General features: G+C 60.7%; 17 protein-coding genes. 2 read left to right on the top strand and 15 right to left on the bottom strand.

Annotated elements, in window-relative coordinates:
* Positions 1-29: 29 nt before the first annotated feature.
* The 3 genes from ASD03_RS24690 to ASD03_RS24680 all read right to left on the bottom strand — a co-directional run bounded on the left by ASD03_RS24690 (position 30) and on the right by ASD03_RS24680 (position 4393).
* Positions 30-2036: a putative 2-aminoethylphosphonate ABC transporter permease subunit gene (locus tag ASD03_RS24690; RefSeq protein WP_057217087.1), complete on the bottom strand. Its 2007-nt coding sequence runs from the start codon at positions 2034-2036 to the stop codon at positions 30-32.
* A gap of 2 nt (positions 2037-2038) precedes the next feature.
* Entirely contained in the window at positions 2039-3214 is a 1176-nt protein-coding gene (locus ASD03_RS24685) for a putative 2-aminoethylphosphonate ABC transporter ATP-binding protein (protein WP_057207260.1), read from the bottom strand.
* A 168-nt stretch (positions 3215-3382) separates the two neighbouring features.
* Positions 3383-4393 (bottom strand): putative 2-aminoethylphosphonate ABC transporter substrate-binding protein, encoded by a 1011-nt coding sequence (locus ASD03_RS24680; protein WP_200957356.1) that lies wholly within the window; start codon positions 4391-4393, stop codon positions 3383-3385.
* A gap of 10 nt (positions 4394-4403) precedes the next feature.
* Here ASD03_RS24680 and ASD03_RS39310 point away from each other — a divergent pair, with 10 nt between their 5' ends.
* A complete protein-coding gene (locus ASD03_RS39310; RefSeq protein ID WP_156408062.1) occupies positions 4404-4739 on the top strand; it encodes a hypothetical protein in 336 nt (111 codons plus the stop codon).
* On the opposite strand, the gene phnY is transcribed toward ASD03_RS39310, so the two are convergent.
* The 4 genes from phnY to ASD03_RS24660 all read right to left on the bottom strand — a co-directional run bounded on the left by phnY (position 4740) and on the right by ASD03_RS24660 (position 10457).
* Entirely contained in the window at positions 4740-6194 is a 1455-nt protein-coding gene (gene phnY, locus ASD03_RS24675; protein ID WP_057217083.1) for a phosphonoacetaldehyde dehydrogenase, read from the bottom strand. It lies immediately after the preceding gene.
* Between the two features lie 10 nt (positions 6195-6204).
* Complete coding sequence (gene phnA, locus ASD03_RS24670; RefSeq protein WP_057217236.1) at positions 6205-7473, bottom strand: phosphonoacetate hydrolase; 1269 nt, start codon at positions 7471-7473, stop codon at positions 6205-6207.
* A 21-nt stretch (positions 7474-7494) separates the two neighbouring features.
* Positions 7495-8697 carry a 2-aminoethylphosphonate--pyruvate transaminase gene (locus ASD03_RS24665; RefSeq protein ID WP_057217082.1) on the bottom strand — a complete coding sequence of 401 codons (1203 nt, stop codon included), beginning with the start codon at positions 8695-8697 and terminating at the stop codon, positions 7495-7497.
* A 101-nt stretch (positions 8698-8798) separates the two neighbouring features.
* Entirely contained in the window at positions 8799-10457 is a 1659-nt protein-coding gene (locus ASD03_RS24660; protein ID WP_057217080.1) for a Na/Pi cotransporter family protein, read from the bottom strand.
* A 112-nt stretch (positions 10458-10569) separates the two neighbouring features.
* Between ASD03_RS24660 and ASD03_RS24655 the strand changes: the two genes are divergently transcribed.
* Positions 10570-11493 carry a LysR substrate-binding domain-containing protein gene (locus ASD03_RS24655; protein ID WP_025430158.1) on the top strand — a complete coding sequence of 308 codons (924 nt, stop codon included), beginning with the start codon at positions 10570-10572 and terminating at the stop codon, positions 11491-11493.
* A 200-nt stretch (positions 11494-11693) separates the two neighbouring features.
* Here the strand turns inward: ASD03_RS24655 and ASD03_RS24650 are convergent, their stop codons facing one another.
* The 8 genes from ASD03_RS24650 to ASD03_RS24615 form a co-directional block, all read right to left on the bottom strand.
* Entirely contained in the window at positions 11694-11906 is a 213-nt protein-coding gene (locus ASD03_RS24650) for a hypothetical protein (RefSeq protein WP_057217078.1), read from the bottom strand.
* Positions 11903-13051, bottom strand: coding sequence for a DUF2092 domain-containing protein (locus ASD03_RS24645; protein WP_309141657.1), 1149 nt, complete (start codon positions 13049-13051; stop codon positions 11903-11905). Before ASD03_RS24645 ends, ASD03_RS24650 begins: the two co-directional genes overlap by 4 nt.
* Before the next feature lie 311 nt (positions 13052-13362).
* A complete protein-coding gene (locus ASD03_RS24640) occupies positions 13363-14967 on the bottom strand; it encodes a bifunctional aspartate transaminase/aspartate 4-decarboxylase (protein WP_057217074.1) in 1605 nt (534 codons plus the stop codon).
* Positions 14968-15082: 115 nt separating this feature from the next.
* A complete protein-coding gene (locus ASD03_RS24635) occupies positions 15083-16264 on the bottom strand; it encodes a porin (protein ID WP_082557394.1) in 1182 nt (393 codons plus the stop codon).
* 133 nt (positions 16265-16397) lie between these two features.
* On the bottom strand, positions 16398-18089 hold the full coding sequence (gene aspT / locus ASD03_RS24630; protein ID WP_057217073.1) for an aspartate-alanine antiporter: 1692 nt from the start codon (positions 18087-18089) through the stop codon (positions 16398-16400).
* Between the two features lie 216 nt (positions 18090-18305).
* Positions 18306-21032: a decarboxylase gene (locus ASD03_RS24625; protein ID WP_057217071.1), complete on the bottom strand. Its 2727-nt coding sequence runs from the start codon at positions 21030-21032 to the stop codon at positions 18306-18308.
* Between the two features lie 271 nt (positions 21033-21303).
* Positions 21304-22995, bottom strand: a complete 1692-nt coding sequence (gene aspT, locus ASD03_RS24620; protein WP_057217069.1) for an aspartate-alanine antiporter — start codon at positions 22993-22995, stop codon at positions 21304-21306.
* Between the two features lie 290 nt (positions 22996-23285).
* Positions 23286-24980 carry a SulP family inorganic anion transporter gene (locus ASD03_RS24615; RefSeq protein ID WP_057217068.1) on the bottom strand — a complete coding sequence of 565 codons (1695 nt, stop codon included), beginning with the start codon at positions 24978-24980 and terminating at the stop codon, positions 23286-23288.
* Positions 24981-25087: the final 107 nt, after the last annotated feature.

Here is a 25087-nt window from a genome sequence, read left to right as displayed (position 1 = left end):
AACGCCACCCTGTCCCGACACCGTAAGGCCTACCGCCACGCCTGCGTGCGCGCGAGTAGCCCGCGTGTGACCCCCGCATGGATGAGCTTGGCGACGACATTGGTGTAGAAGATCATCATGCCCATGGCCGCAGCCGGCGCGATGTCGCCGGCATCATCCATGTTGAGCACGGCGACCGACGCAAGCTTGGTGTCGGTTGAATAGAGAAAGACCACGGCGGAAACCGTCGTCATGGCGTTGACGAAGAGATAGATGCCGATGTTGAGGATCGCCGGCAGGCAGACCGGCAAAGTGACCCGGAAGAACAGCCGGTGGAAGGGCTGCTTGAGCGACGCCCCGACGGATTCGAATTCCGGATCCATCTGCTTTAGCGCGGTCAGCGCCGTCAGGTGCGCCACAGTGTAGAAGTGCGTCACCGTGCAGACGACGAGGATCGTCATCGTGCCGTAAATGGAGCTGAGTGGATTGGCCGGGTTGTTGAAGAAGAAGATATAGGCCAGGCCCAGCACCATGCCCGGCACGGCCATCGGCATCATGGCGAGGAAATGAAAGACGCCCCTACCGAAGCGGAACCCGTCGGCCTTCTCGACCATGTAGGCGCCGGCAAAGACGATCACCGAGCCGAAGAATGCCGTCAGCAAGGCGAGCTTGATCGAATTGGCATAGGCCGCCCAACCGCCGCCATCCATCAGGTCGAAGGCGAAATTCTTCGTCGTCAACGTCAAGTCGTAGGGCCAGAACTTCACCAGTGCCGCGATCTGACACATGGCGATCATGCCGAGAATGTACAGGCTGACGAGGCACGAGAAGGCAAAGCAGAAGCCGTCCATGCGGACATTGCGCTTCGGCGCATAGGGCACCGCCCGCGCCGACAGCAGCGCCACCTGGCGCTTCTGCATCCTGCGGTCGACGGCAAAAGCGAGCACCGCCGGCACCAGAAGAATGACCGAGACGACAGCACCCATCTCGAAATTCTGCTGGCCGATCACCTGCTTGTAGATATCGACTGCCAGCATGCCGTATTGCCCGCCGATCACCTTGGGCAGTCCGAAATCGGTGATGACCAAAGTGAAGACGACGAAGGCGGCCGACACGAGGCCATAACGCGCGCCCGGCACCGTCACGGTGGTGAAAGTACGCCATTTGCTGGCCCTGAGCGATGCCGCGGCCTCGTAGTGGCGCGCATCGGCAACGGACAAGGCGGTCAGAATGATGAGGAAGGCATGCGGCAGCGTGAAGAACACCGAGCCGATGACGATGCCGATCGGACCGTAGATGGAATAGCCCAGCAGCCAGTCCTTGAAGACGCCCTGATTGCCGAAGAGATAGACCAGCGCAATGCCGGGCAAAAGCGACGGCACGAGGATCGGTATGGTGAGGATGCCCCGGAACAGCCCCTTGAGCGGCATGCAGCTGCGCGTCAACGCATAGGCGAGCGCAAACGCGATCGAAACCGTCACCACCGTGCTGATCGACGCCATCAGAACCGAGTTGTAGATCGAACGGGCGAGCGCCGGCGTCGAGAAATAGGTCTTGAAGTTTTCGACGCCGATGGTGCTGGCCGGGCGCAACACAACCCGGCGGAAGGTGGCGGAATCATATTCGCGCCACTCGGTGCCCTTCTCCAGCGTGGAGCCGGCGAGAAACGCCGTATCGTCCGTCATCCCACGAATGCGGTAATGGACGGGGCTGCGAAAATTGAACTGCGGGAAGAATTTCGTAGCGGCCAGGCGGCCGTCCGAATTTGTGGCCAGGTCCTTCTCGGTGGCAACGCCGAGTTCCCGGTTGAGCGCATCCGCAGTGACTGCCGTCGCCCAATTCTTCCCCGTCTCGTCGCTCACCTGAAATTCGAAGGCGCTCAGATCGAAGCGGTAGGTTGACATCGACTTCGACAGCATGACGAAAAGCGGCGCGCCCAGTGCGACGATCAGGTAGAGCCCGATGACGGCCATGAAGCCGAGTTTGACGAGGTCGTCGCGCGAGGCCTGCTGGCGCAGTCTTTTGCCCGGTGGGGCGTAGTCGATCGTTATGCTCATTGTCAGATGCCCCTCGGATAGAGCAATAGGCGTTCCCGCGGTATCTCGACCTGGATGACCCCGCCCGTTTCGATCCGCAGCCGGCGCACCGCATTGACCGAGAAATCGGCGACGAGGGGCCGATCTCCGAGCCGCGGCGCGGTCAGCCGCGTCCGCCAGAACATGCCGAGGAACTCCATCTCGTGCACTTCGGCATCGATCAGATTCTGCGGCGTCGCCGGCCGATCGAGCGAATGGACCGCGTGTGCGTCGGCGCCGTGCGGGATGATATCGACAGGGCGGACCACCGCCGTGGTCGGATCCCCGACGGCAAAGCCATCCGTTGGACAACAGAAGGCGGAATTCCCGATCTCGACCTGACCATCCGGCAGGACCTTTGCCTGGAACTGGTTGGTCTCGCCGATGAAGTCGGCAACGAACAGGGTCTTGGGATGACGATAGATTTCGGTCGGCGATCCGACCTGTTCGATGACGCCGTGGTTCATCACGACGATCCGGTCGGCCATGGCGAGCGCTTCTTCCTGATCGTGCGTCACCATGATGGTCGTGACACCGAGCTTCCTTTGCAGCGACTTGATCTCATGGCGCAGATGAACGCGCACCTTGGCGTCGAGGGCAGACAGCGGTTCGTCGAGCAGAAGCAGCCCAGGGGATATGGCGATGGCGCGGGCAAGAGCGATGCGCTGCTGCTGTCCGCCGGAAAGCTGGGCGGGATATTTCTTGGCTTGCGCCGAAAGCCCAACCGTTTCAAGCAGTTCGGCAACACGTGCCGCGACGTCCGCCTTCGAGCGGCCGGTGTTTTCCAGGCCGAAGGCAATGTTCTGCTCGATGGTGAGGTTGGGAAAGAGCGCATAGGACTGGAAGACGATGCCGTAGTCGCGCTTCGACGCGGGCAGAACCGAAATGTCGCGGCCATCCTGCCGAATGACGCCGCGTGTCTGCAGATCGAGGCCGGCGATCGCCCGCAAAAGGGTCGTCTTGCCGCAGCCCGACGGGCCGAGGAAACAGACGAATTCACCCTTGCCGATATCGAGCGAGATGTCGCGCAGCGCCGTGAAATCGCCATAGCTCTTCCAGAGATCGCGGATTTCGAGACAGGGGGATGACGGTGTGGTCTCCTGGTCAGAGGCGCGGGGAATGCTCGTGGGTGTCGGTTCGATCGACATGGCATGTCTCATCTGCAAGCTCCGCTGGCTGTCAGGGATTTCTGCAGCGCCGCGCGTCATAAGGGACGCACTAAGGTCACTGTAGCACTTTGAATTGCTGCATGTTTTCATCCTTAAATCGAATGCGACCCAAGGAGAGAATGCGACAGGCGGAGCGCGCATGCGCTCCGCCTGGGCCGATCAGCTCTTCGGTTCCGACTTTGCGTCGTAGCGCTTCTGCCATTCCTTCAGAATGGTGGCGCGATTGTTCGCGGCCCACTCGAAGTCGTTGTCGATCATCTTTGAAGCGATGTCGGTGGGCAGATGCTCGACCGGCTTGGCGACACCCGGATAAGCGACCACGGCATAGCCAGCATTGTACATTTCGTTGGCTTCCTTGGTGACCGACCAGTCGACGAGGGTCTTGGCGGCTTCAAGGTTTGCCGTGCCGGCAATGATCGCCGTCGCCTCGGCTTCCCAGCCCGAGCCCTCGCTCGGGAAGATGATGTCGATCGGCGCGCCGGCGCTCTTGGCCTTGGCGCCGGGGAACTCGAAGGAAACGCCGATGACAGCCTCGCCAGCACCGGCCATCTTGCAGGGCTTCGAGCCGGAATGCGTGTAGGCCGAGATATTCTCATGAAGCTTGTCCATGAAGGACCAGGCCTTCTCCTCACCCCACATCTGCATCCAGCCGGAGACGTCGAGGAAGCCGGTGCCCGACGAGCTCGGGTTCGGCATGACGATGTGGCCCTTGTACTCAGGCTTCGTCAGGTCGTCCCAGCTTGCAGGGGCCTTCAGCCCGAGCTTTGCGCCCTCGACCGTGTTGTAGCAGAGGGCCGCAACATAGGCGTCCATTCCCACCCAGCTCGGCGGTGTGTCACCGTCGACGAACTTCTTGTCGAGCGCCTCGACGCCCTTGGGCTGATACGCCTCCAGCATGCCCTCAGTCTTCAGGAGAAGCAGCGATGTGGCAGCAAGTCCCCAGACGACGTCCGCCTGCGGGTTGTCCTTTTCGGCGAGCAGTTTTGCCGTCATGACGCCGGTTGAATCCCGGACCCAGTTGATCGTGATATCGGGATGCGCCTTCTCGAAGGTTGCCTTGTAGCGATCAAGGTCGACAGCTTCGACAGCGGTGTAAACGGTGAGCGCGGTCTGGGCGGAAGCAATGACGGGAAGAGCCACAGACATGGCGCCGGCAAGCATAAAAAACATGTGTCTGGTCATGCTGAAAATCTCCTCTGGAGGCCTGGAAAAATCCGGGAAGCATGGCGGGCAATCTGTCGCTGCCCTTGTCTTGCACGCTTCAGGAGGCATTCTGCGTGGGTGCATTCAATTAGTAAAATTTATTATTCTTATCATTAGCAAAGTAAAATCTATAGGTCTTCTGCCGTCTCACTGGCATCTGCTGCCGATTGATGAAGAAGCGAACGCCTGCATCAGCGAGCGGCAGATGCAGACAATGCGGCTCGCAACAGGCCCCAAGAAAAAGGGAGCTGTCGGTCGACAGCTCCCAGAAATGGTGGTCAGGCAGGGGACACCCGGATCACCAGGGCCCTGATCACCAGGGCAGGGAAAACGTCTTGACGTTGGTGAAGCTCTTCATCGCTTCGATCACACCTTCTTTGTAGCCATTGCCGGAATCCTTGATGCCGCCGAAAGGAGACATCTCGATGCGATAACCGGGCACTTCCCAGATGTTCACCGTACCGACCCTGAGACCGGCGATGTATTTCTGCATGCGGCGGAAGTCGTTGGTGCAGACGCCCGACGACAGGCCGAAGGCGGTCGAGTTGGACAGCGCAATCAGGGCATCGTCATTATCGGGTGCCCGCACGATCGGGATGATCGGCGCGAAGGTTTCCTCCATCACGAGTTCGCTCGAATGCGGCACGCGATCGACCACGATCGGCGGCAGCAGGGCGCCGCGGCGGCCGGGATCGTAGAGGATCTCCGCTCCCTCTTCGGCAGCCTTGTGCACGCGACGCTCGAAGGTTTCGGCGGCTCGGGCATGGACGACCGTGCCCAGTTCCGTTGCCCGATCCATCGGGTCACCGAAGCGCAGCTTCTTGGCCCGTTCCAGAACGAGCGGCACGAAGCGGTCGGCCACGCTTTCCTGGCACAGAATACGTTTGACGGCCGTGCAGCGCTGGCCCGAGTTCTTCGTCGCGCCGGCGACCGCCAGGTCCGCCGCCTTTGCCAGGTCGTCATCCGACAGATCATTGAGGATGATCAGCGGGTCGTTGCCGCCGAGTTCGAGGATCTGGCGCTTGTAGTGGGCGTTCGCCGCGATCAGCTTTCCGACTGGCACGCTGCCGGTAAAGGTGATGAGGTCGAAGTTTGGGTTGGTCATCATTTCCATCCCGATATCCGCCGGCCAGCCGGTCACCACCGACAGCATTTCCGGCGGCAATCCGGCCTCGTAGAGAATGTCGGCGAAAATGAGCGCCGTCATCGGCGTCAGCTCCGTCGGCTTCAGCACCACGCAGTTGTTGGTGGCAATGGCCGGCGCAACCTTGTGCGCCACCATGTTGAGCGGGTGGTTGAAGGGGGTGATCGCCGAGATGGCGGTCAGCGGCTCGCGCATCGTGAAGATCTTGCGCGCCTTGCCGTGTGGGGTGAGATCGCAGGAGAAGATCTCGCCGTCATCGCGAATGCACATCTGACCCGACAGCGTCAAAACGTCGAAGGCGCGGCCGACCTCGTAGAGCGAGTCCTGCTTCGATATGCCGAGCTCCAGCGTGATGACATCGGAGATCTCCTCCTTGCGGGCGACCAGCATTTCGGCCGCCTTTAGCAAGATGCGCTGGCGCTCGTAGCGTGTCAGCTTCGGCTGGTAGGCCGCCGCGATCTCGAAGGCCCTGCGAGCATGTTCGGCGTTGCCTGCCGGAACGGTGCCGATGACGGCATCGTTCCAGGGATAATGCACCTCGATCAGCCCTTCGGCATCGACGTGTCTGCCGGCGATACGCATCGGCTCATGGCGAATGGCGAATGTCGTTTCCACCTTGGTCATCGTCCGCTCCCTAGTTTGCCGGCTGCGCCGCCGCGACGAGCGCATAGTAGAAGGCGTCGAAGTTGCGCAGCGTGGCCGCGGAAACAAGTTCGGGCAACTTGCGGTTCGAGATGAAGGGCACCTGCTGCTCGGTGAGGCCGCCGTGCGAGCGCAGCGGTTCGTTCAGCGCAGCAAGATCGTGGCGATGCTCGCTGGTGCCGAGCGTCTTGTTCTCGGACGAGATGATGACGATATCGCCGATGCGGTCATCCGGCAGTTCGAAACGCATGCAGGCTTCGGGTCGCGAAAGCACGAGGTCGATGCCGCCGATTGCTGCCAGCCGCTCGATGATCTCTTCCTTGTCGGCGCGTTCCGGCAGGTAGGCGGTCGCAAACGAACCAAGCGCACCATGGTGCACGACGTAGGGATCCGTGATCGGCAGGATGACGCGGGCAGCGTCCTTTCCGAGCCACTCGTCGAGTACGTCCTGCACGTAGATGACATCGGGAGAACCATCGGCCTTGTGCTTCGGCTTCATGCCGTGATCGGCCGTCACGATGATCGCCGCACCAAGCGCGTCGAGTTGGGTCAGGTACTTGTCGAACATCTCGTAGAAGGCGTTCGCCGCCGGGACGCCCGGCGCATATTTGTGCTGCACGTAGTCCGTGGTCGTCAGGTACATGACGTCAGGAGCGAATTCCTTCAGCAGTTTCACACCGGCTGCAAAGACGAATTCCGAAAGTTCCGCCGAATAGACCTCCGGCACCGGGCGCCCAAGCCAGGCCGAGGCATTATCGATGCCGTGTTCCGCCTTGGTCGACGTGTCGGACTTTTCGGACGAGAAGCAGACCGCCCTGCCCTCGTCGAACTTGAGGCCGTGACCGAGAAGCGCACGGAGCTTGTCCTTGGCGGTGACGACCGCGACCTTCGCGCCGGCATCGTAGAAGGCCTTGAAGATGGTCGGCGCGCGCAGGAAGCGGGGATCGTTCATCATCACTTCGTTGCCGGTCTGCGGTTCGTAGAGGTAGTTGCCGCAGATGCCGTGAATGGCCGGCGGACGGCCGGTCGCAATGGAGAGGTTGTTGGGGTTGGTGAAGCTCGGGATGACGCTGAGCGCGGTGCGCTCCGTGCCCGTCTGGCGCATGCGGGCAAGTGTCGGCATCAACCCGGCGTTGATGGCCTCGTCGAGATAGGCCGGCTCGCAGCCATCGAGGCAGATGGCGATGGCTGGGACGTTTGGCCAGGGATAGCTGCGCCGGTTCGCGGTGACGGCGACGTTGATCTTGGACATCTGGTTCATCGGGAAAATCCTATCGTTCATTCAGGCGGCGAGACGGCTGCGTTCGGCAAGGGCGATCGCCGGAGGCGCAGCATTGGCGACCCCCATTTCGGTGAGGGATGCGCGCGCGGCCTCGACCACGCGGCGCATCACATGTTCATCCATGCGGCCGATGCAGCCGACGCGGAAGCTGTCGACGACCGTCAGCTTGCCGGGATAGATGATGAACCCCTTCTCCTTCATCAGGTCGTAGAAGCGATCAAAGGCGAAAGCCGGATCGGCAGGGCTGAAGAAGGTAACGATGATCGGCGACAGCCACCGGTCGGCAAGCAGGGTCTCGAAGCCTGCCTCGCGCATGCCGGCGACCATGACGTCGCGATTGCGGGCATAACGCGCGCCGCGGGCGGAGACTCCGCCTTCCTCGCGATGCAGCCGAAGGGCCTCCAGGAATGCAGCGACGACATGCGTCGGCGGCGTGTAGCGCCACTGACCGGTCTTGTTCATGTAGTCCCATTGCGCGTGCACGTCGAGGCTGAGCGAGTGGCTGCGGCCCTTGGCGGCCTCCAGTTCGCTTTTGCGGGCGATGACGAAGCCGAAGCCAGGCACGCCTTCGATGCATTTGTTGGCTGAGGAAACGATCGCCTCGTAGCGGAAGTCGGCAACGCCGGCCGGTACGGCACCGAAGGCGCTCATCGAGTCGACCAGCAGCTTGCGGCCTCTGGCATAGACGACCTCGGAGATTTCCTTCAGCGGATTGAGGATGCCGGAGCTGGTTTCGCAGTGGACGACGACCACGTGGGTAATGGCCGGATCCGCGTCGAGCGCAGCGGCAACCTCGGGTCCGCGTGGCGGCATGTAATCGCCCTTGTCGATCGTCACGTGGTCGCGGCCGAGATAGGCGAGCGTCTGGGCGATGCGCTTGCCATAGGCGCCGTTCATCAGCACCAGCACCTTGCCGTCGCGGGGAACGAAGCTGCCCAGCATCGCCTCGACCGAGAACGAACCGCTGCCCTGCATCGGAACGCAATCGAACTCGCCCTTGGCATCGCCGGCAATATCGAGAAGCTGGCGACGCAGGTCGGCAGTCATCGCACGGAAATCACCGTCCCATGATCCCCAGTCCCTAAGCATAGCCTCCTTGACTTCATAGGCCGTCGTCAGCGGACCGGGCGTCAGCAGATAGGGCTCGCCCAGTCTCGGCGTTTCCAGCGGTGCGATGGTTCTGTCAGAAGCGGTGTTTGGCATTGTCCGTCCTCACGTTGGCGTCTCCGGAACCGACAATGCGGTGGACGGATATATATGTAAAATCGTTCTTTTGTATGAATCTATAAGCTTCACTTATACATCTATGCCGCCGGAACGAGGCGGCTTTCGAGCAGATCCCCGGTCTCGCGAAGACGGGGATAGGCCATCGTCGTGACCAGTGAATTGAGCTCTTTCAGCGCACGCACGATCTCCAGATGCATGTCGCTGGATTGGATGCTGGCAGCAATTCCCTGCCTCAGCCGCTCAAGGTGGCTTTGACTGCTTTCCTGCACCAGCCGGCGCACGTGTTCCTTCTGGCGCACCATCTCGCGGGCAATCACCGGTTCGGGCGAGACCAGCAGATTGGCGGCAAGTTTCACGTTCGAAAACACTGCGTCATGCAGCGCCGTCAGTTCGTGCCAGCCGGCTTGCGAAAAGGCGCCCGCCCCTTCCAGCCGCTCCTCCGCCATGCGCAACAGGCTCTTCGACACCACGTCGCCGGCATATTCCAGATGAATGGCCGCCTCGGTGAGTTCGATGCCGCGCCGGGACTGCTCCTCCGTCAGCACACCTCTATTAACTGCGGCGATAAAGAGCTTGATCTCGCTATGTGCGCGATGGATGTCGCCGTCGATGCGGCGCAGCGCATCGACCGTCTCGGGCGTTGGCGACGCGATTACCCCCATGACCGGTTCGAGTAAACGCGTGATCAGGTTGCCCATATGGAGCACTTCGCGAGCGGCCGCCGCCAAAGCCTGCGCCGGCTTTTCGATCAGAGACCGGTCGAGCGCACTGACATGCGCTGCAAGACCGGCATCTTTTCCCCCAGCGTTGTCAGGCGTGAGAACGCGAACGATGCGCGCCATCAGACCACACGATATGAGACCCAGGAGCACCAGTGCAGCATTGAACAGCACGTGCAGATTGACGAGCTCGGCAGCGACCGTCGTGCCAGGCAGCCACGCAAAAGAGAGCTGCGCGGAAAACAGCGCAAAGACTGCGGCACTGAACAGCGCGCGAAAGACGAGATTGCCAAGCGGCAGCCGCCTGCCTTCCACCGGCAGGCCTCGGGTCAGCCACAGGGCGATCAGCCCACCACCAAGGTTGACGCCAAGGATCAGGGGAATGCCGACATCGAGCGGCAGCAGGCCCTTTGCGGCAAAGGTCAGGATCAAAAGGATGGCCGCGACGCTGGAATGCAGGCCCCAGGTGAAGACCGCAGCCACGATCATGACCGTGAGAGGGTCTTTGCTCAGCATGTCGATCGCTGCCGGCAGCAATGGGCTTTGACCAAGCGGAAGGGTCGCATGGCCGATCATCTGCAGCGACAGGAGCAACAGGCCGATCCCGAGAACCGCACGCCCGGCCTCGACCGGCTTGCGAGCGCACGCCTTGAGATGCAGGAGGCCGCCGGCGGCAATCAGCAATGGCGCCAGCCAGTGCAAATCAAAACTCAAGATCTTGACGACAAGGGCAGAGCCCAGGTCCGCGCCGAGAAGGACCGCCAGCCCGACTTCGAGGCTCAGAGCTCCGCTCACGGCAAAGCTGGCGGCGAGCATCGCAACCGCCGTCGAACTCTGCAGGGCAATTGCAATCAAACAGCCGTAGGCTGCCGCGCGGGGCCTGCCGCCAGCCCCTCCAACGGCACGGGTGACCACGTCGCCGCAGGCAGCTTCGACGCCCTTCTTGACGAGGCTGACGGCATAAAGCAGCAGGACTGTTGCGGCGGTAAGTTCAAGGGCGACAGCCGAAAGATTCATAGGCGCGCTCCGGAAAGGGTTAACTCCGGAAATTATCTTTTGCCCCTTTACATAAATCAAATCGTTCGTTCTGATGGTTCCATAGATAGAATTTATCTGTGGGGATGTTACCGTGCGCTATGTCCAGCTCCGTGCCTTTCACAATGTGGCCATCCACGGCGGCTTCTCGCGGGCAGCCGAGGCGCTCTTCCTGACGCAGCCCGCCGTCTCCGATCAGGTTCGCAAGTTGGAGGAGGAGTATGACGTCCTGCTCTTCAATCGAAACAAGAAGCAGGTGACGCTGACCCAGGCGGGCCAGCAGCTTCTCGAAGTCACCCGGCGCATGTTCGACGTCGAGCAACAGGCACTCGATCTTCTCTCGGAGTCGCGCGCATTAAGGGCTGGAAAGCTGCGGATCGTCGCGGATGCCGCACACCATCTGCTGCACATCCTGGCCGCCTTCCGGCGGGCCTACCCGACCGTGCAGGTTTCGATCGATGCGGGCAACACGGAAACCGTCATCACCAGCCTGCACGCCTATGAAGCGGATATCGGCGTTCTCGGCGAAGTCCCGCAGGCCGGCGACTTCGACGTTCTGAAGCTCAATTCGACGCCGATCGTCGCCTTCGCAAGCCGCGATTATCCTTTGGCGACATGTCAGAGCGCCACCTTCGCAGAGCTTGCAAAACATCCGCTCGTCATGCGCGAGCGAGGTTCCAAGACCCGCCAGAAGCTCGAGGCCATGGCCGCACAATGCGGCGTCACGCTGACGCCGCTGATCGAGGCCGAGGGCCGCGAGGCGGTTCGCGAGATCGTCGCTGCCGGCGGCGGCGTGGGTTTCGTCTCATCCGCCGAGTTCGGCCAGGACACGCGTCTCGTGCCGATCAAGATCGATGCCCCGGAAATGCTGATGGACGAAGCGCTCATCTGCCTGCGCGAACGCAGCAACGGGAAACTTGTCCATGCATTCTATGAAATAGCGCGCAAACTTACACAAAGTGCAGAAGACGTCACGGCAGGCGATGCCAAGCCGTCGGGCGCAGCAACTCGCGCCTGACCGGCGATAGACCGCAGTTTTAGGAGCAACGCCTTCGCAGCGGTTCACCACGCAATTGGAGGCATGCAGAAGACCCGCTCCAGCCTTGACGGCAAAAGTGTCGGAATGTGCTGGAGCCGAGATAGTGCGGGCCGAACAGCATCAACCGTCCGAATTCCTATCCGAAATCGGCCATGCCTGCCGAACGGCCACGCGCTCTTCTAGCAGTTATAAACGCCTGCGGCACAGCGCCGGGTCGTGCGCCGCGCGGCACCGGCCACACTGACCGGCGTCAACGGCCGGCCGACTACGGCAACGGCCTCAGAGGTAAAGGTGGGGATCGCGAGAACTGGCGCATCCTTCGCCAGCTCGCCGATGCCAAACAGAACTGCCCAAACAAGGCAGATAATTGCTGCGCGCTTACGGAAGGTCATTTTTTATCTCCTACCTTGAAGTTCTCTGGCAATTCACCCAGGTTGTGCTGGAGGTCGTTCACATCGATCTTTTCGGCATTCGACGCATTCTTGAAGTCGAAATCACCCGGCGCAACGGCCGCCCCGGATTTCCAATCCCTGATCTGGATGCTGTATTCCGGCCCACCCTTCACCTGCCCGGAGGTTATGACCAGGCGGCAGGGATAGGGCTCTGCCCCGTGCGCGATCCAGATCTGGAAATCGACATCGTCTTTGCGGAAGGCGAGAGAATCGCACTCCACGCCATTGACGACGCCGCTTCCCAGATCCTTAGAATCATACACCCCTTGCATCAATTCGTCATATGCACCGGTCATCAACAGGTCGGCGGCCGGCAAAGGCAAGTTGTACTTGTCCTTCAGCTCGTCGATCAGATGATCGACTGTCCCGGGTATTTCGACCTGCGTGTATTTGTTGAGGTTCTTGCCCAGGAGTGTCAGCGTCTTTCCATCGAACAGCGCCTCGCTGTCGACAAAGCCGCCCGAACGGGTCGTGTGTACCTTGTCGGGCCGACTGAGGGTCACTGTCCCCGAGCTTGCCAGTCCGAGTTTCTGATCACTGTTGGTGACGACCTGGAAGGTGGAATCATAGCCGAACGACAGGGCATTCTGAGCCGCCAGGTAGTCGGTCATGGCCTTGAGCAGTTTCTTGGCTTCGGCCGAGTCGGTGACCCGGACGAGCTCGACGCGGCGGTTGAGAGCCCGGCCATCGGCCGTATCGTTGCTGGCAATCGGCTGGGCCTGTCCGACGCCTCCCGTCGTCAGCCTGGCGGCATCGATTCCGCGTTCGACGAGAGCCGCCTTGATGACCTCTGCACGCTCGGCGGAAAGGCGCAGGTTGGTCTCCTCATTACCGCTGGTATCGGTATGGCCGACAATTCTCAGGCCCCATTCAGGGAAGTTCTTGAGCGCCGCAGCGATGTCGTCAAGAAGTCCTTCCGCTCCAGGTCGCAATGTCGCTTCCGACATTGCGAAGCGCAGACCGTGAACGTCGTACTGTTCCCTGGTCTCTAGTGCCTGTTGCATCTCTTCCTTGCTGTATTGCTTGGAAGGCTCCTGCATGTTCTGGGCCAAGGTGGGGGCGGCCGCCAAAAGGGCGACCGTCACGAGCAGTCGTCTGACCAACCCGCGATGCCGCGATGTGATCCCGCCGGCTCTCTGTCCGATACCTTTGTGTTCCTTGTAGTTGAGCATCGTTGTGGATGTGCTTAGCATCGAATGACTCCTTCTCACTGACGTGTGAATTTGACTATCGCGCACTGCTTGCTGGTACGAACAACATCTACCTCTGACGGTAGATACCTCGTCGGACGTCTTGCGCCGCAGCGAGCCGAGGCCGTGACTCGCGCAGCGAGAGCGGTTCGCAGTAATTTGCGAACCGCTGTTGGAAAATCTGCCGGCATGCCGGAAGGGGAGTGTTACTTCCCTTTCAGCGCGTTGAACGTATCCACATAACCGCGCCCGACTGCACGGACCCCGCGGCCGATGTCGTCGTAGACATCGTCTGGAAGATTGGCGAAGGAGACGCGGACGCTCCAGTTCGGCGCATCGAAGCCGCCGCCATTGAGCAGCACGATCGAATGATCCTCCGCCAGCCGGTAGACCAGATCGAGCGGATGCACATTCGCTTTCAGCCAGGTCACCATCTCCTCGCCGACATATTTGCGCAGCCAGAACTCGAAATCGATCGTTCCATAGTAGCCGGCAAAGTTTGCATTCGGCTGCAGGTCGAGCGGCAGTCCCTCAAGCAGCATGTTCACCCGGTCGGTGCAGATCGCCATGCAGGCCTTCTGGTAAACCTTGTCCGTGTCCATCAGTTCGCTGATCGAGAACATGGTCATCATCACCTGTTGCGGTAACGAGAGCCCCGCGGTGTGATTGAGCGCGACGTCGCGGCTATCGGCAACGATGCGATCGATCATCTTGAGCTTGCGCGGTTCGAGCGTGATCGAGCGGTATCGATTGTCCAGCGCCTCCAGTTCCTTGGCCGGGAGCTTGGTCAAGAGATCGTCGAGAATGTTTTTCTCGTTGATGCCGATGACGCCGAGACGCCATCCCGTGCAGCCGAAATACTTCGAATAGGAATAGACGCAGATGGTGTTGTAGGGCAGCTCGCACATCAGCGAGCGGAAGTTCGGCACGAACGTCCCGTAGACGTCATCGGTCAGAAGGATGAGGTCCGGCCGCTTGGTATTGACCAGATCGACCAGCTTTTTCATCGTCTGCGGATCGATTGCCATCGACGTCGGATTGCCCGGATTGACGACGAAGAATGCCTTGATCTTCGGGTCCTCGAGCTTGCGGATCTCCTCGTCGGAATACTGGAAGCGGTGCTCCTGCGTCGCTCTGACATGGACGGCCTTGAACGCATAGTCCTCGAGTTCCGCAATCTCGATATAGGGGGTAAAAATCGGCGTGCCCATCGCGATCGTGTCGCCCTTCTTGAGGATGCGATTGGCGATCAGCGACTTGAAGATGTAGCACATCGCCGCCGTTCCCCCTTCAACGGCGTAGAGATCGAACTTGCCGATCGGCGCATTTGCGCCCATTGCCCACATCAGGTAGCGATGCGCGACTTGCTCGGCATGCACCAGCATCCGGTCCGGGACGGGATAGTTGTCGCCGATTATCGAGTCCGTCAGTTCGAAAACGAAGGCGTCGGCATCGAAACCGAACATCTTGACGCCGTGCTCGACCATCCTCGACAGGAAGTCGGCGCCCGGGTCCTCGGCATGTTTTGCCAGCCACGCGTCGAAGCGCGCCGCGATACCCTTCATCTGGGGCATGCCACCGAGGCCCGCCGCCGGGTTGTCCATGGTCCGCCGGCTTTCGGTCAGGGCGAACTGGCCGAAGAGGAAGAACCCCTCGCGCGGGGTCGTTGCGATCCAGTTTGGATTTCCACGGCCGGCATTGAGCAGAGCATTCGTCGATTTCTGTGCGCTGCGCTTGGCAAGCTTCATGAGGCCGTCCTTGATTTCGAACGGGCTCATCTTCTCGTATTCGCGATAGTCGATGTCTGCCATGAGTCATTCCTCCCTGTGAACTGCAAGGCCCGCCGAAGCGGCCAAGTCGAAACAATAGTGAACGAATGCACGATGATCGTGTGGCACGGCCGGCAGCACGCTGCCGACTGTTGCTTCAGAACTTTATTCTGGCGCCGCCCAGAACAGCGAAGCTATCCTGGAGGTCGGCGGTCTCTTGATCTAAGGAGTAGGTCCGGGCTCCAAGATAGAGTTCCGTCTGCAGATAGTCGAGATTCTGGACAATCTGTGCCCCGAAGGAATCGCTGTTGCTGCCCTTGCCCGCAATGTCCTTGCCGAAATAGGCGTCGACCGAAAACGCGGTTTTGCCGACGTCGAAAATATCAGTCTGATAGCCGACCTTCACGTAGCCATAGTGTCCATCGACCGTTTCCTTGTCGGAATAGGCCGCGGCAAGGGTGAGGCTGAGACCGGTATCAATATGCAAGACGGAAACGGACGCGTCGTAAATCGAGTTGCCGTCGCCTGGCCTCGAAAAGGCAACTGCGGCACCGACCTTGAAGGCATCATAGGTCTCATCGTATCGAACCGCCATGTCCCACACGGTAACGTCGGTTTCTTCGGGCACGACCTGTGTGCCGACCGAGCTCGCAAAGCTGAATCCGCCATACGAAGGCGTGTCATATCGGGCGCGGAACTTGCGACCGAGACCATCATAGTTGGTGAACGCGTCCTTGACCTTTACCGTCGAAAGCGTCCCGTCATCGTTGCGGAAAAACGGTCCCCCGGCCATATCAGAAACAAGCGAATAGCCGACCACGCCCGTGCCGGACAGATCGACCTCGGCCGTCGTGTCCGACGCCATGCTGCCCTGGCCGAACCAGAACTTGCCGTATTCCTTCGAGTCGAGGTAAATTTCCGCCTTGCGCAGCAGGTCAGTCCCCCAATCATAGTGGTCCTTGTTCAACTGGTTGACGTTGGTTGTCGAATAAGGGTTCCATTCCCATTCGAGATTGGCGCCGAACGACCAACCCTTTTCCATGAGGGTGTATGCGCGAAAGCCCGCCCGCGTGGACGAGTTGCCGTTGTCGACCGGAAAGTAGTTATCCGTTGCCCCGCCGTCATCGTAGACCAGCAGGCCCTTGTTGATCTGGCCGTAGAATTCAAAATAGGCATTGTCGTCGCCGACCCGCAGCTTGGGAATCCAGTGTTCCGGAGCCTTGCTGGCCTCCGTGGGCTGCACCGCCGGTTTTACCGCCTCCTGCGCCGACACGGGCCCTGCGCCCGCCAGTGCAGCGATGAGAAGCGCAGGCGGAACAATGTATAGTGTCTGTCGCATCAAAAGCACCTTTCAGATCATTGGCGATTCGCATCGTCGATTCGCAGTCAGTATTCGTCTTTTTACTATGAAAGTCTGTTGCGAATTCTAGCATGCAGCAGCGTCGCCGCTGATTGATTAAACTTGCCGTTTTTCATCCCGAGACGATACCGACGATCACCGTTCCCCAGGTCGTGAGCAGGATATGGCCGATGGGAACCGCCGGCGTGTAGCCAAGGACGGCAACAGTGCTTCCCGACCTGTCCTGAACCGCCGCCATGCCGGCTGTCATGGTCTGTGCCCCCGCGAGCCCGCCCAGCAGCAAAATGGGGTTCATGCCAAGCACGTAACGCCCGAAGTATAGGCCGACAATCAACGGAGCCATGGTGACGATCATGCCGCCGAACAGAAGTCCGACGCCCGCTTCGGCGATGGCGGATGCAAACACAGGTCCGGCATGAAGACCGGTCATCGCGACAAAGGCGGCAAGACCAAGCGAGGTCATGAGCGACACGGCGGCATCCGGTATTCGGCCGAAAAGCGGGAAGCGCGTGCGCAGGTGCCCCACCGTTAACCCAGCCAGGAGCGTGCCCACACTGGTGCTGAGCGAAATCCGCATGTCACCGATTGGAAACGTGACGAGAACGCCGACAAGCCCGCCAAGGAAGATCGCAAAACCAAGGACCAGGAAGTCTGTCGCCGTCGTCGGCGCGACCACGACACCGATGCGCTTGGCGGCGCTTGACACGACGGCCTCCGGTCCCACCAGGCGCAGGATATCGCCGCGTTCCACCGTGATCCCCGGCGCGATGGGTATATCCTGCCCCCCACGCGTAATAGCGCGCAGGTAGAGGCTGCGTGTCCAGCTTTCCTTGGCGACAGCCGCGATGCTTCGGCCCTTGAGATCAGGGCTTGTCAGCAGCACATCAGAAACCGATACCGGGACATCGAGCAGTTCGCGATCCTCGATCTCTTCGGCGCGCGGTCCGAGGACGCCGACCAGCGCCTCCCTCGTTCCGGATACGGCAACGATATCACCGGGGTTGATCACGACCTCCGGGGCCGCCTCGATGATTGCTTCCCCTCGACGCAAGCGCTGAATGAAAAGCCTGTGTTCTGGATACGTCGCCTCGGCGGCGGCTATCGACAGACCAACAGCTGGCGCGCCGTCCGCGATCTGGTAAGCGCGAATCTCGAACCTGTGCCAGGCGGAGGAGACACCGACCGCTTTGCGGGTAATTCCGTACTCCTTCTCCAGCTTCAACGCCTCGGCAACGAGATCGATGCCAAGCAGTCTGGGGCCGACGACACTGCAGAACAGAATGACGCCAACCGCGCCGAAGACGTAGCAAACAGCGTCGGCCACAGCGATGTGCGCAACGAACCGCGCGCGATCCGCCTCAGGCAGCGGCAGCGCATTGATTGCCTCGGTTGCTGTGCCCATCGCCGGGCTTTCGGTGAGGGAGCCCGACAGCAGTCCCGCCGCAAAACCGGGGTCGAGACCAAGGATTTTGGCAACCACGACGGCCATGAGCAGCCCGGTCACACAGACGACGACCGCAAGCAACACGGGCTTCATCCCATCCCGCTTCAGGGCTTGCAGGAACTGTGGTCCGACCGAGTAGCCGATGCCGAAGAGGAACAGGAGAAACAGCAGCGATTTCGCCATCCCGGCAATCGGCACATGGGCGAACTGCCCGATCAGGATGCCCGCAAACAGCGAGCCGGTTACAGGTCCGAGGCTGTAGCCGCTGAACTTGAGATCGCCGATCAGATATCCGATGCTGATAGCAAGGAATACGGCAAGCTCAGGATATTTGATCAGGAATTGCTCGACCCAAACCATGTCCAGATTAGCTCCCCCTTGCCCCGGGACGACGACGCCTTCACTGCCAACCCCAAACGCTCATGCAAAAAGTTAAGCCTCAAAAAAACCGATGTGACAGGCCGGATCGTAATCACCCGGCCAACTCGCTGTGGCCGCCGCTCCAGTCGTCAGTGCGTGCTGGATCACGACGGGGATGACCAAATCGAAACAATCGAGCGCCGATACATTCCGGCGCTACCGTGATTTTGGTTGACGCTTCGCCTTGGCGGCGACTGCGTCTGGCTTAACCAGCTTCAGTCCCCGCGCCTTCTCGTAGCCATGGATCTCTTTCACATCCAGTTTGCGCATGAAGTCGATCGTCTCCTGCGTCAGCACCTGCCCCGGCACCATGATCGGAAACCCGGGCGGATAGGGAATGACGAAATTGGCGGAGACCATTTCCGGCCCGTCCTTCAGGCGCCGGTCGCATTCGGCACCAATGAGGGGCACGTATTCGCACACAGACGCGTCATAAGCGTTGAAGAAGGCAGCGCGCATGTCGCCCTCCGGCGTCGTCCGCCCCGCATCTCCGCGATACACCTCGTGGAAGTGACTGAAATTGGGAAGGTCGGGCACATCGGTCATCAGCGACTTTACCCGTGCCGCGAAAGCCGCACGCTCGCCCTCCCCGCCGTCGGCCAGGCGCTTCTCGATGCCACGGCAGATCTCGACCAGAACACGGATTAGATGCGCAATATCGCTGCGGGTATTGTTGATGTTGGACTGTAGCAGCACACTGTTGCGCGACGTCTTGTTCAGCTGGATATCATATTCGTTCGCCAACAATCCCTTGAACTGCGTTCCATCAAAACCAGCCGTCCCGCACACCAGCGTCATGCGCGTGGGATCGAGGTAGAACTCGTCCTCGTTCATCGCCTTGACCGCTGTGGCCCAGGTCGAGCCGGGCGCCAGATAGTCCTTGAATCCTGATTGCCGGTACTCCGCCGGGATCATCTCATCGGCACCAAGAACACGGAAGTATTTCGAAATCAGCGGGTGCTCGTTGATCGCCCGGCGGATCTTGAGCGCGATCTCGATCGCGTTCATCACCAGTCCGTAACCGTCGAGTTCCATCTGCCTGCGTGCAATGTCGAGGCTGGCGATCAACTGCTGGTTCGGACTGGTCGAGGCATGGGTGAATACCGCCTCGTGGAACTGGGCCTCGACGTTGTGAAAATCGACATCCTTGACCAGCAACATTGAGCCCTGCCGGATCGCCGACATTGATTTGTGCGTCGAGTTGGTCTGGTAGACCCGAAGGCGGACAAGGCGCGGATCTGGGATCAGGCGAGCGGCGAGCAGTGCTTCATCGGAGGGATCCTTGCCGAGGTCGGCGCGCTGCTTTTCATAAGCGTCGACCGAGGCCGGATCGCGCAGCCAATCCTCGATATCGGCTGCCGCCCCCATGGCCGTGCGCGGACGCAGGAAGGGCGAAAACCGGGCAAACCCGGACCACGCCTCGTCCCAGAGGAAGATAAGGTCTGGCTTGATGGCTAGGCATTCCTCCATCACCCGCCTGACATTGTACATATGTCCGTCGAAAGTGCAGTTGGTGAGGTCAAGCAGCTTCAGCCGGTCGAGGCGCCCTTCCGCCCGCAAGGCCAGCAGCGCGCGCTTGATGGTGGCGAGCGGCACGGCGCCATACATCGAATACTCCGTCATCGGGAAAGCTTCGACGTAGTATGGCTGCGCACCGGTCAGCACCATGCCGTAATGGTGCGACTTGTGGCAGTTGCGATCGACAACCGCGATGTCGCCGGGCGCCAGAAGCGCCTGCACCGCCATCTTGTTGGAGGTGGACGTGCCATTCGTCACGAAGAAGACGTGGTCAGCGCCGAAGGCGCGTGCGGCCAACTCCTGAGAGCGCTTGATCGTGCCGGTAGGCTCCAGGAGACTATCAAGGCCGCCTGTCGTCGCGCTACTTTCCGCCAGGAACAGGTTGAGCCCATAGAACTCGCCCATGTCGCGGATCCAGTCCGACTTGAAGACGGACTTGCCGCGGGCGATGGGCAGGGCATGAAATGTGCCGATAGGCCGCCGCGCATATTTCTTCAGATTGTCGAAGAAGGGCGTTTCGTAGCGCGCCTGCACGCCTTCAAGGATGGCGAGATGCATCTCCAGCGGTTCCTCGACCGCGTAGAACACACGCCGAACCGCATCTGCGGCCGGATCGCCGGCGATCTTTTCCACCTGACGGTCAGACAGCAGATAGACGTCGAGCTCCGGCCGGATCCGCTTCAACCCGCGCGCCAGACGCAGCGCCGACATGTCCGGTCCCTCGGCTTCTCCAAGCGGATCAAGCACGGAGCGGAGCACCGGCGCGTCGTGACGCGAGCGATAGGGAAAACCCTCGGCGAGCACGACGGCAATGATGGCCGGGTTCAATGCGGCCGCACAGAACGCATCCTCAAAGGATCCCACCAGAACAGGCTCGTAGATGAAGCCATCCTCGGGCCGGCGTAGCCTGCGGATCTCGGCTGCGAACGCCTCCCACCGCACGGCCGGCTGGCTGTTGACGAACAGAACTTCGAAATACGGCCGGCGGCCGCCCGCTTCGCCGGTTCCGGGCGGCATGATGTCGACCACTTCGGTCGCCGACATCTCGTCATGAACGTCCCACTCGCTCGGGCGCCCGCGATAGGAATGGGAAAGAAGCCCGTTGGAGATGCGCCGCGCGAGTTTCGCCGCCCCGCCGGCATCGTTGGTGGCGATGCGCTCGGCCAGCGCCGAAAGCAATCGCCCACCCGGATAGGCGTGGTACTCCTCGGCCGGTGCCACTTCGGCGATCGCCGCCTCCAGCGCTGTCCGCTCGCCCCGGTTAGCGGCCCAGGCATCGGCCAATGTCGTGATCTCGCGCCAATTATCGGCCCGTGCCGAATGGATGAGCAGAAATTGATCAACATGCGTGGTCTTGTTTGGCATAACGCGCTCCCAACTCCGTTCTGAATCGGCTGCCCGCTGTCACCAGCCCGCGGTTCTCACTCAGTGGCAGCTACAGTTCCGGTCGCAAAATGAGACTGATACACTTCGAAAACCGACGCGGCTTCTGCCGATCCGAGCTTCGAAAGACGATCCATGACGGCCCGAAACGCTAGAGCGTTTCCGATTTAGACGAAGTCACAGAAACGCTCTATCTCTTTGTTTTTACGCATTTCCTGACGGAAAACCGCTTCACACTTTTCCTGGAAATGCTCTAGGTCATCATCATCACAAGAACCATGCCCCAGATCGTCAGCAGGGTGTTGCCGACGGCATAGGTAACGGTATAGCCGAGCCCCGGGATCTGGCTCTTGGCACGATCATTGATCATGCCGAGGGAGGCAGTCGTCGTGCGCGCGCCGGAGCAGCATCCCAACAGAATGGCAGGGTGGAACCGGAACACATACTTCCCGACATACATTGCCAGCACCAGCGGCACGGTGGTTGCGAATATGCCCCAAAGGAACAGGCTGAAACCAAGCTGCTGTAAGCCTGCAACAAAGCCTGGCCCCGACGAGATGCCGACCACGGCGATGAAGACGTTGAGGCCCACCGAATTCATGAACCAGACCGTCGATGTCGGAATCCGTCCGAATTTCGGCCGCACGGAGCGCAGCCAGCCGAAGAAGAGACCGGAGATCAACGCTCCCCCTGACGTGGACAGTGTAAACGGCACATCGCCGACCTTGTAGACGAGTGCTCCGATCAAGGCGCCAATGGCGATCGCAGCGCCGATGAACGCGACGTCGGCAACGTCGCTCGGACGATCGGCTACACCAAGTGCCTTGGCGGCAGCCGCGGTATCTTGCGTCCGTCCGACGATAGTCAGGATATCGCCACGATGGATTTGTGTGTTCGGAAGGATCGGGATTTCCGTCGCCGTGGCACCACGGGCGATCCGCCGCAGGAACACGCCGCGGGACGACGGCCATTGTGCCAGTTCGGCCAGCGTCTTTCCGTTCGCCTCTTTGGTGGTGACAAGGACATCGACACCCTCGACGGGCACCGCCAGCAACTCGCGATCGTCGACTTCCTCTGCCGCATGGCCGATCAGGCTCACCAGCACTTCGCGTCGGCCTGCCACGGCAACGACGTCGCCCGCCTGGATGACCGTGTCCGCCGTTGCATCCTCGATCTTTGATCCTCGGCGGATACGCTCGATGAAAACCCGCTGCTCGGGGATCATGGATTCGGCGTCATGTGCCGTCTTGCCGACGACCGGCCCTCCCTCCCGAACGCGATAGGCGCGCAACTCGTAGTGATGCCAGGCGGTTCCCGCCCCGCCCGTCTCCTTCTTGCCGCCCTGCTCCGCCTCGTAGCGTTTGCATTCCGCCTCGAGGTCGATACCCAAGAGCGCGGGGCCGATCAGGGCCAGCACAATAGCCGATCCGATCGTGCCGAAAATATAGGTGACGGCATAGGCGACCGGCATCGCATCCAGCAGCTTCTTGGTTTCTTCCGGCGCCAGACCGAGGCGATTGATTGCGTCCGTTCCCAAACCCATCGACGCGGAGATGGTCTGCGAACCGGCATATAGCCCAAGCGCTGAGCCGACATCGTAGCCGGCTATCTTCGCGGCGATATAGGGTGCTCCGAGGCAGAAGACACAGACAACCGCGGCGAACAATGCCTGCGGGAGGCCATCCTTGGCGATGCCCCGCACGAATTGCGGCCCGACACCGTAACCGATCGCAAACAGGAACATCAGAAAGAACGTGGCCTTGAGCGGTGGCGATATGGTGATCCCGAGCTGCCCGATGATGACAGCAGCAATCAGTGTGGCTGTCACCGCACCGAGGCCGAGGCCTTTGTACGTGAACGACCCAAAGTAATACCCAAGCGCCAAGGAGAGAAATATTGCAATTTCAGGATAAGTGCGAAGCGTGTTTACGAACCAGTCAATCATAGTGCCTTCCCCATTACTCGGAAATCGGGAACCAAATCTGACTAAATGCTCATCGCTATTTCTGCGAGAATACACCCTTACACACTCGTTTCAAGGTGCCATTCGGCATTAAATAATATTATATCCTAAACTTTAAAAGGAGCCGTAAAACTAAAGCTACGGGTGCCTTTTTGTATAATTTTCAGACAGTTCGACATAGTCGATACCATTACTTGACAATCTCGATCAGATATCGGGTCCGCAGCTTAGCATTGCGCTGCAGAACTCTCCGCGCGAAAACAAACGGAACATCAGGTCGTTGCCGCACCGGGCTGTGGCGGCGCGACTGCAAGGCTGTCCTGGTAGCGGCGGATACCAGTGCGGGTGTTGAAGAACATGCGGTCAGGCCCAAGCTGGTCGGCAAACCCTGACGCCCTGATATAGGCGAGCACATCCGGGTTTAGGCCTGCGAGCCAGAGTTCGATGCCCCCGCGCGCAAGGCTTCGTTCTCCATCGATGATCATCTGGAGTGCCGAGTATTCGATATCGACAACGCGGCTGAGGTCAAGCATCAGAACGCGTGGCTTTTGTTCATTAGCCAGCGTGCGAATACGGTCGCCGACCTGCTGGGCGTTCACGAAGAAGAGCCTCCCCTCCGGGCGCAGGATGAGCATGCCTTCGAAGGTTTCGTCGTCTGGATGCTCAGCCGAAAGCGGCCGCAGAACGTCTGCGCCGCGTTTTCGGCCGACCATGTGAATGCGAGGGTTTGCCGCCTGCGCCGAGAGGCCGACGAGCGACAGGGTGATAGCGACGAGAATGCCCTGGAGCGTGCCGAACAAGAGCACGCCGAGGAAGGCGGCGAGTGCCCAGCGAAACTCCATCCGGCGAACCTTGCGGATCGAGACGAACTCGGCCGGCTGGATGAGGCCGACGGAGTAGACGATGACGATGGCCGCGAGCACAGCCTGCGGCAAAAGCCCGAGGAGCGGTGCAAGAACGAGCATTGTCGCCGCAGCCGCCGCCGCCGTCACCAGCGATGCCTTTTGCGTGCGTCCCCCGACGGCGCGTACCACCGCCGTCTGCGATGTGCCGCCGCCTGCCGGCATCGCGCCGAAAAGCCCGCCGGCAAAATTGGCGGCGCCGGTCGCTACCAGTTCGCGGTTTGGGCGGATGGGCGGTTCACCCGCGACTGCGAAAGCCCGTCCAGCAGCAATCGTCTCGGTGAAGCTCATCAACGCGATGCCGCACGCACCCGGAATGAGTTGCACGATCAGGTCGATATCCGGAAGCACAAGCGAAGGCAGGGCTTGAGGAATGTGCCCGACGATGGCAACGCCGGCCGGGCCAAGGCCTGCGAACCACGAAACGGCAATTCCCGCTGCGACGATAGCGAGCGGAGCCGGAGAATGCGGCCAACGGCTTTCCAGGAGGAGTAGAAGCACCAGTGCCGTGGCCCCGACCGCGAATGTGACGAGCGACGTCTCGGGCAAATGGTGGACGAGGTTCAGGATATCCCGGAAGAACCCCTCCTTGGTAAAATGCAGCCCGAACAGTTTTGGCACCTGGTCCAACACGATGACGAGGCCGATCCCGGCCTTGAAACCCGTGAGCACCGGCGACGAAATGAAATTTGCCACGAAACCCAAACGAAGGGCCGAAGCCGCGATCAAAAGCAGGCCCGTGAGCGCCGTCAGCGTTGCGGTTGCGGTGATCAGCTTCTCAGGGTTCCCATCAGGCACGACGAGCGCGAGCTGGCTTGCGGTCAGGATCGCAAGCGTGGTCGTCGAACTGACGCTGAGCACGCGCGAGGTGCCGAGCAGGGCATAGACGATCATAGGCACAAAGGCGGTGTAGAGCCCGACGCTGACAGGAAGGCCGGCAACGGTCGCATAGGCCATGGCCTTCGGCAGCACCACGGCCGCGGCCGTCAGGCCCGCGATGATATCCGGTCGCAGTGTGCCGGTCGATGGCTGGATGGATTGGTCGGTATGCGGTAACGGGACCATGACTTTGCCCTCATACGGCTATGTGCCAGGTCGGAACGATTAAGCCTGCCCCAACAGCACAGGATCATCCGCTCGCCATCCTGGAGATCCCCACGCGCAACAATCTC

It is taken from the genome of Ensifer sp. Root127 (assembly GCF_001425225.1).
Lineage (GTDB): Bacteria > Pseudomonadota > Alphaproteobacteria > Rhizobiales > Rhizobiaceae > Ensifer > Ensifer canadensis.
The sequence above is the reverse complement of the archived record's forward strand: the minus strand, read 5'-3'. Positions and strand labels throughout refer to the sequence as shown.

Excerpts from the sequence above, each read along its gene's own strand:
- ASD03_RS24685 (WP_057207260.1), bottom strand. The coding sequence starts at position 3,214 with ATGAGACATGCCATGTCGATCGAACCGACACCCACGAGCATTCCCCGC.
- ASD03_RS24690 (WP_057217087.1), bottom strand. The coding sequence starts at position 2,036 with ATGAGCATAACGATCGACTACGCCCCACCGGGCAAAAGACTGCGCCAG.
- phnA (WP_057217236.1), bottom strand. The coding sequence starts at position 7,473 with ATGAACCAGATGTCCAAGATCAACGTCGCCGTCACCGCGAACCGGCGC.
- aspT (WP_057217073.1), bottom strand. The coding sequence starts at position 18,089 with ATGGTTTGGGTCGAGCAATTCCTGATCAAATATCCTGAGCTTGCCGTA.
- aspT (WP_057217069.1), bottom strand. The coding sequence starts at position 22,995 with ATGATTGACTGGTTCGTAAACACGCTTCGCACTTATCCTGAAATTGCA.
- ASD03_RS24660 (WP_057217080.1), bottom strand. The coding sequence starts at position 10,457 with ATGAATCTTTCGGCTGTCGCCCTTGAACTTACCGCCGCAACAGTCCTG.
- ASD03_RS24665 (WP_057217082.1), bottom strand. The coding sequence starts at position 8,697 with ATGCCAAACACCGCTTCTGACAGAACCATCGCACCGCTGGAAACGCCG.
- ASD03_RS39310 (WP_156408062.1), top strand. The coding sequence starts at position 4,404 with ATGCTGAAAATCTCCTCTGGAGGCCTGGAAAAATCCGGGAAGCATGGC.
- ASD03_RS24625 (WP_057217071.1), bottom strand. The coding sequence starts at position 21,032 with ATGCCAAACAAGACCACGCATGTTGATCAATTTCTGCTCATCCATTCG.
- ASD03_RS24615 (WP_057217068.1), bottom strand. The coding sequence starts at position 24,980 with ATGGTCCCGTTACCGCATACCGACCAATCCATCCAGCCATCGACCGGC.
- ASD03_RS24680 (WP_200957356.1), bottom strand. The coding sequence starts at position 4,393 with ATGTTTTTTATGCTTGCCGGCGCCATGTCTGTGGCTCTTCCCGTCATT.
- ASD03_RS24635 (WP_082557394.1), bottom strand. The coding sequence starts at position 16,264 with ATGCGACAGACACTATACATTGTTCCGCCTGCGCTTCTCATCGCTGCA.
- phnY (WP_057217083.1), bottom strand. The coding sequence starts at position 6,194 with ATGACCAAGGTGGAAACGACATTCGCCATTCGCCATGAGCCGATGCGT.
- ASD03_RS24650 (WP_057217078.1), bottom strand. The coding sequence starts at position 11,906 with ATGACCTTCCGTAAGCGCGCAGCAATTATCTGCCTTGTTTGGGCAGTT.
- ASD03_RS24640 (WP_057217074.1), bottom strand. The coding sequence starts at position 14,967 with ATGGCAGACATCGACTATCGCGAATACGAGAAGATGAGCCCGTTCGAA.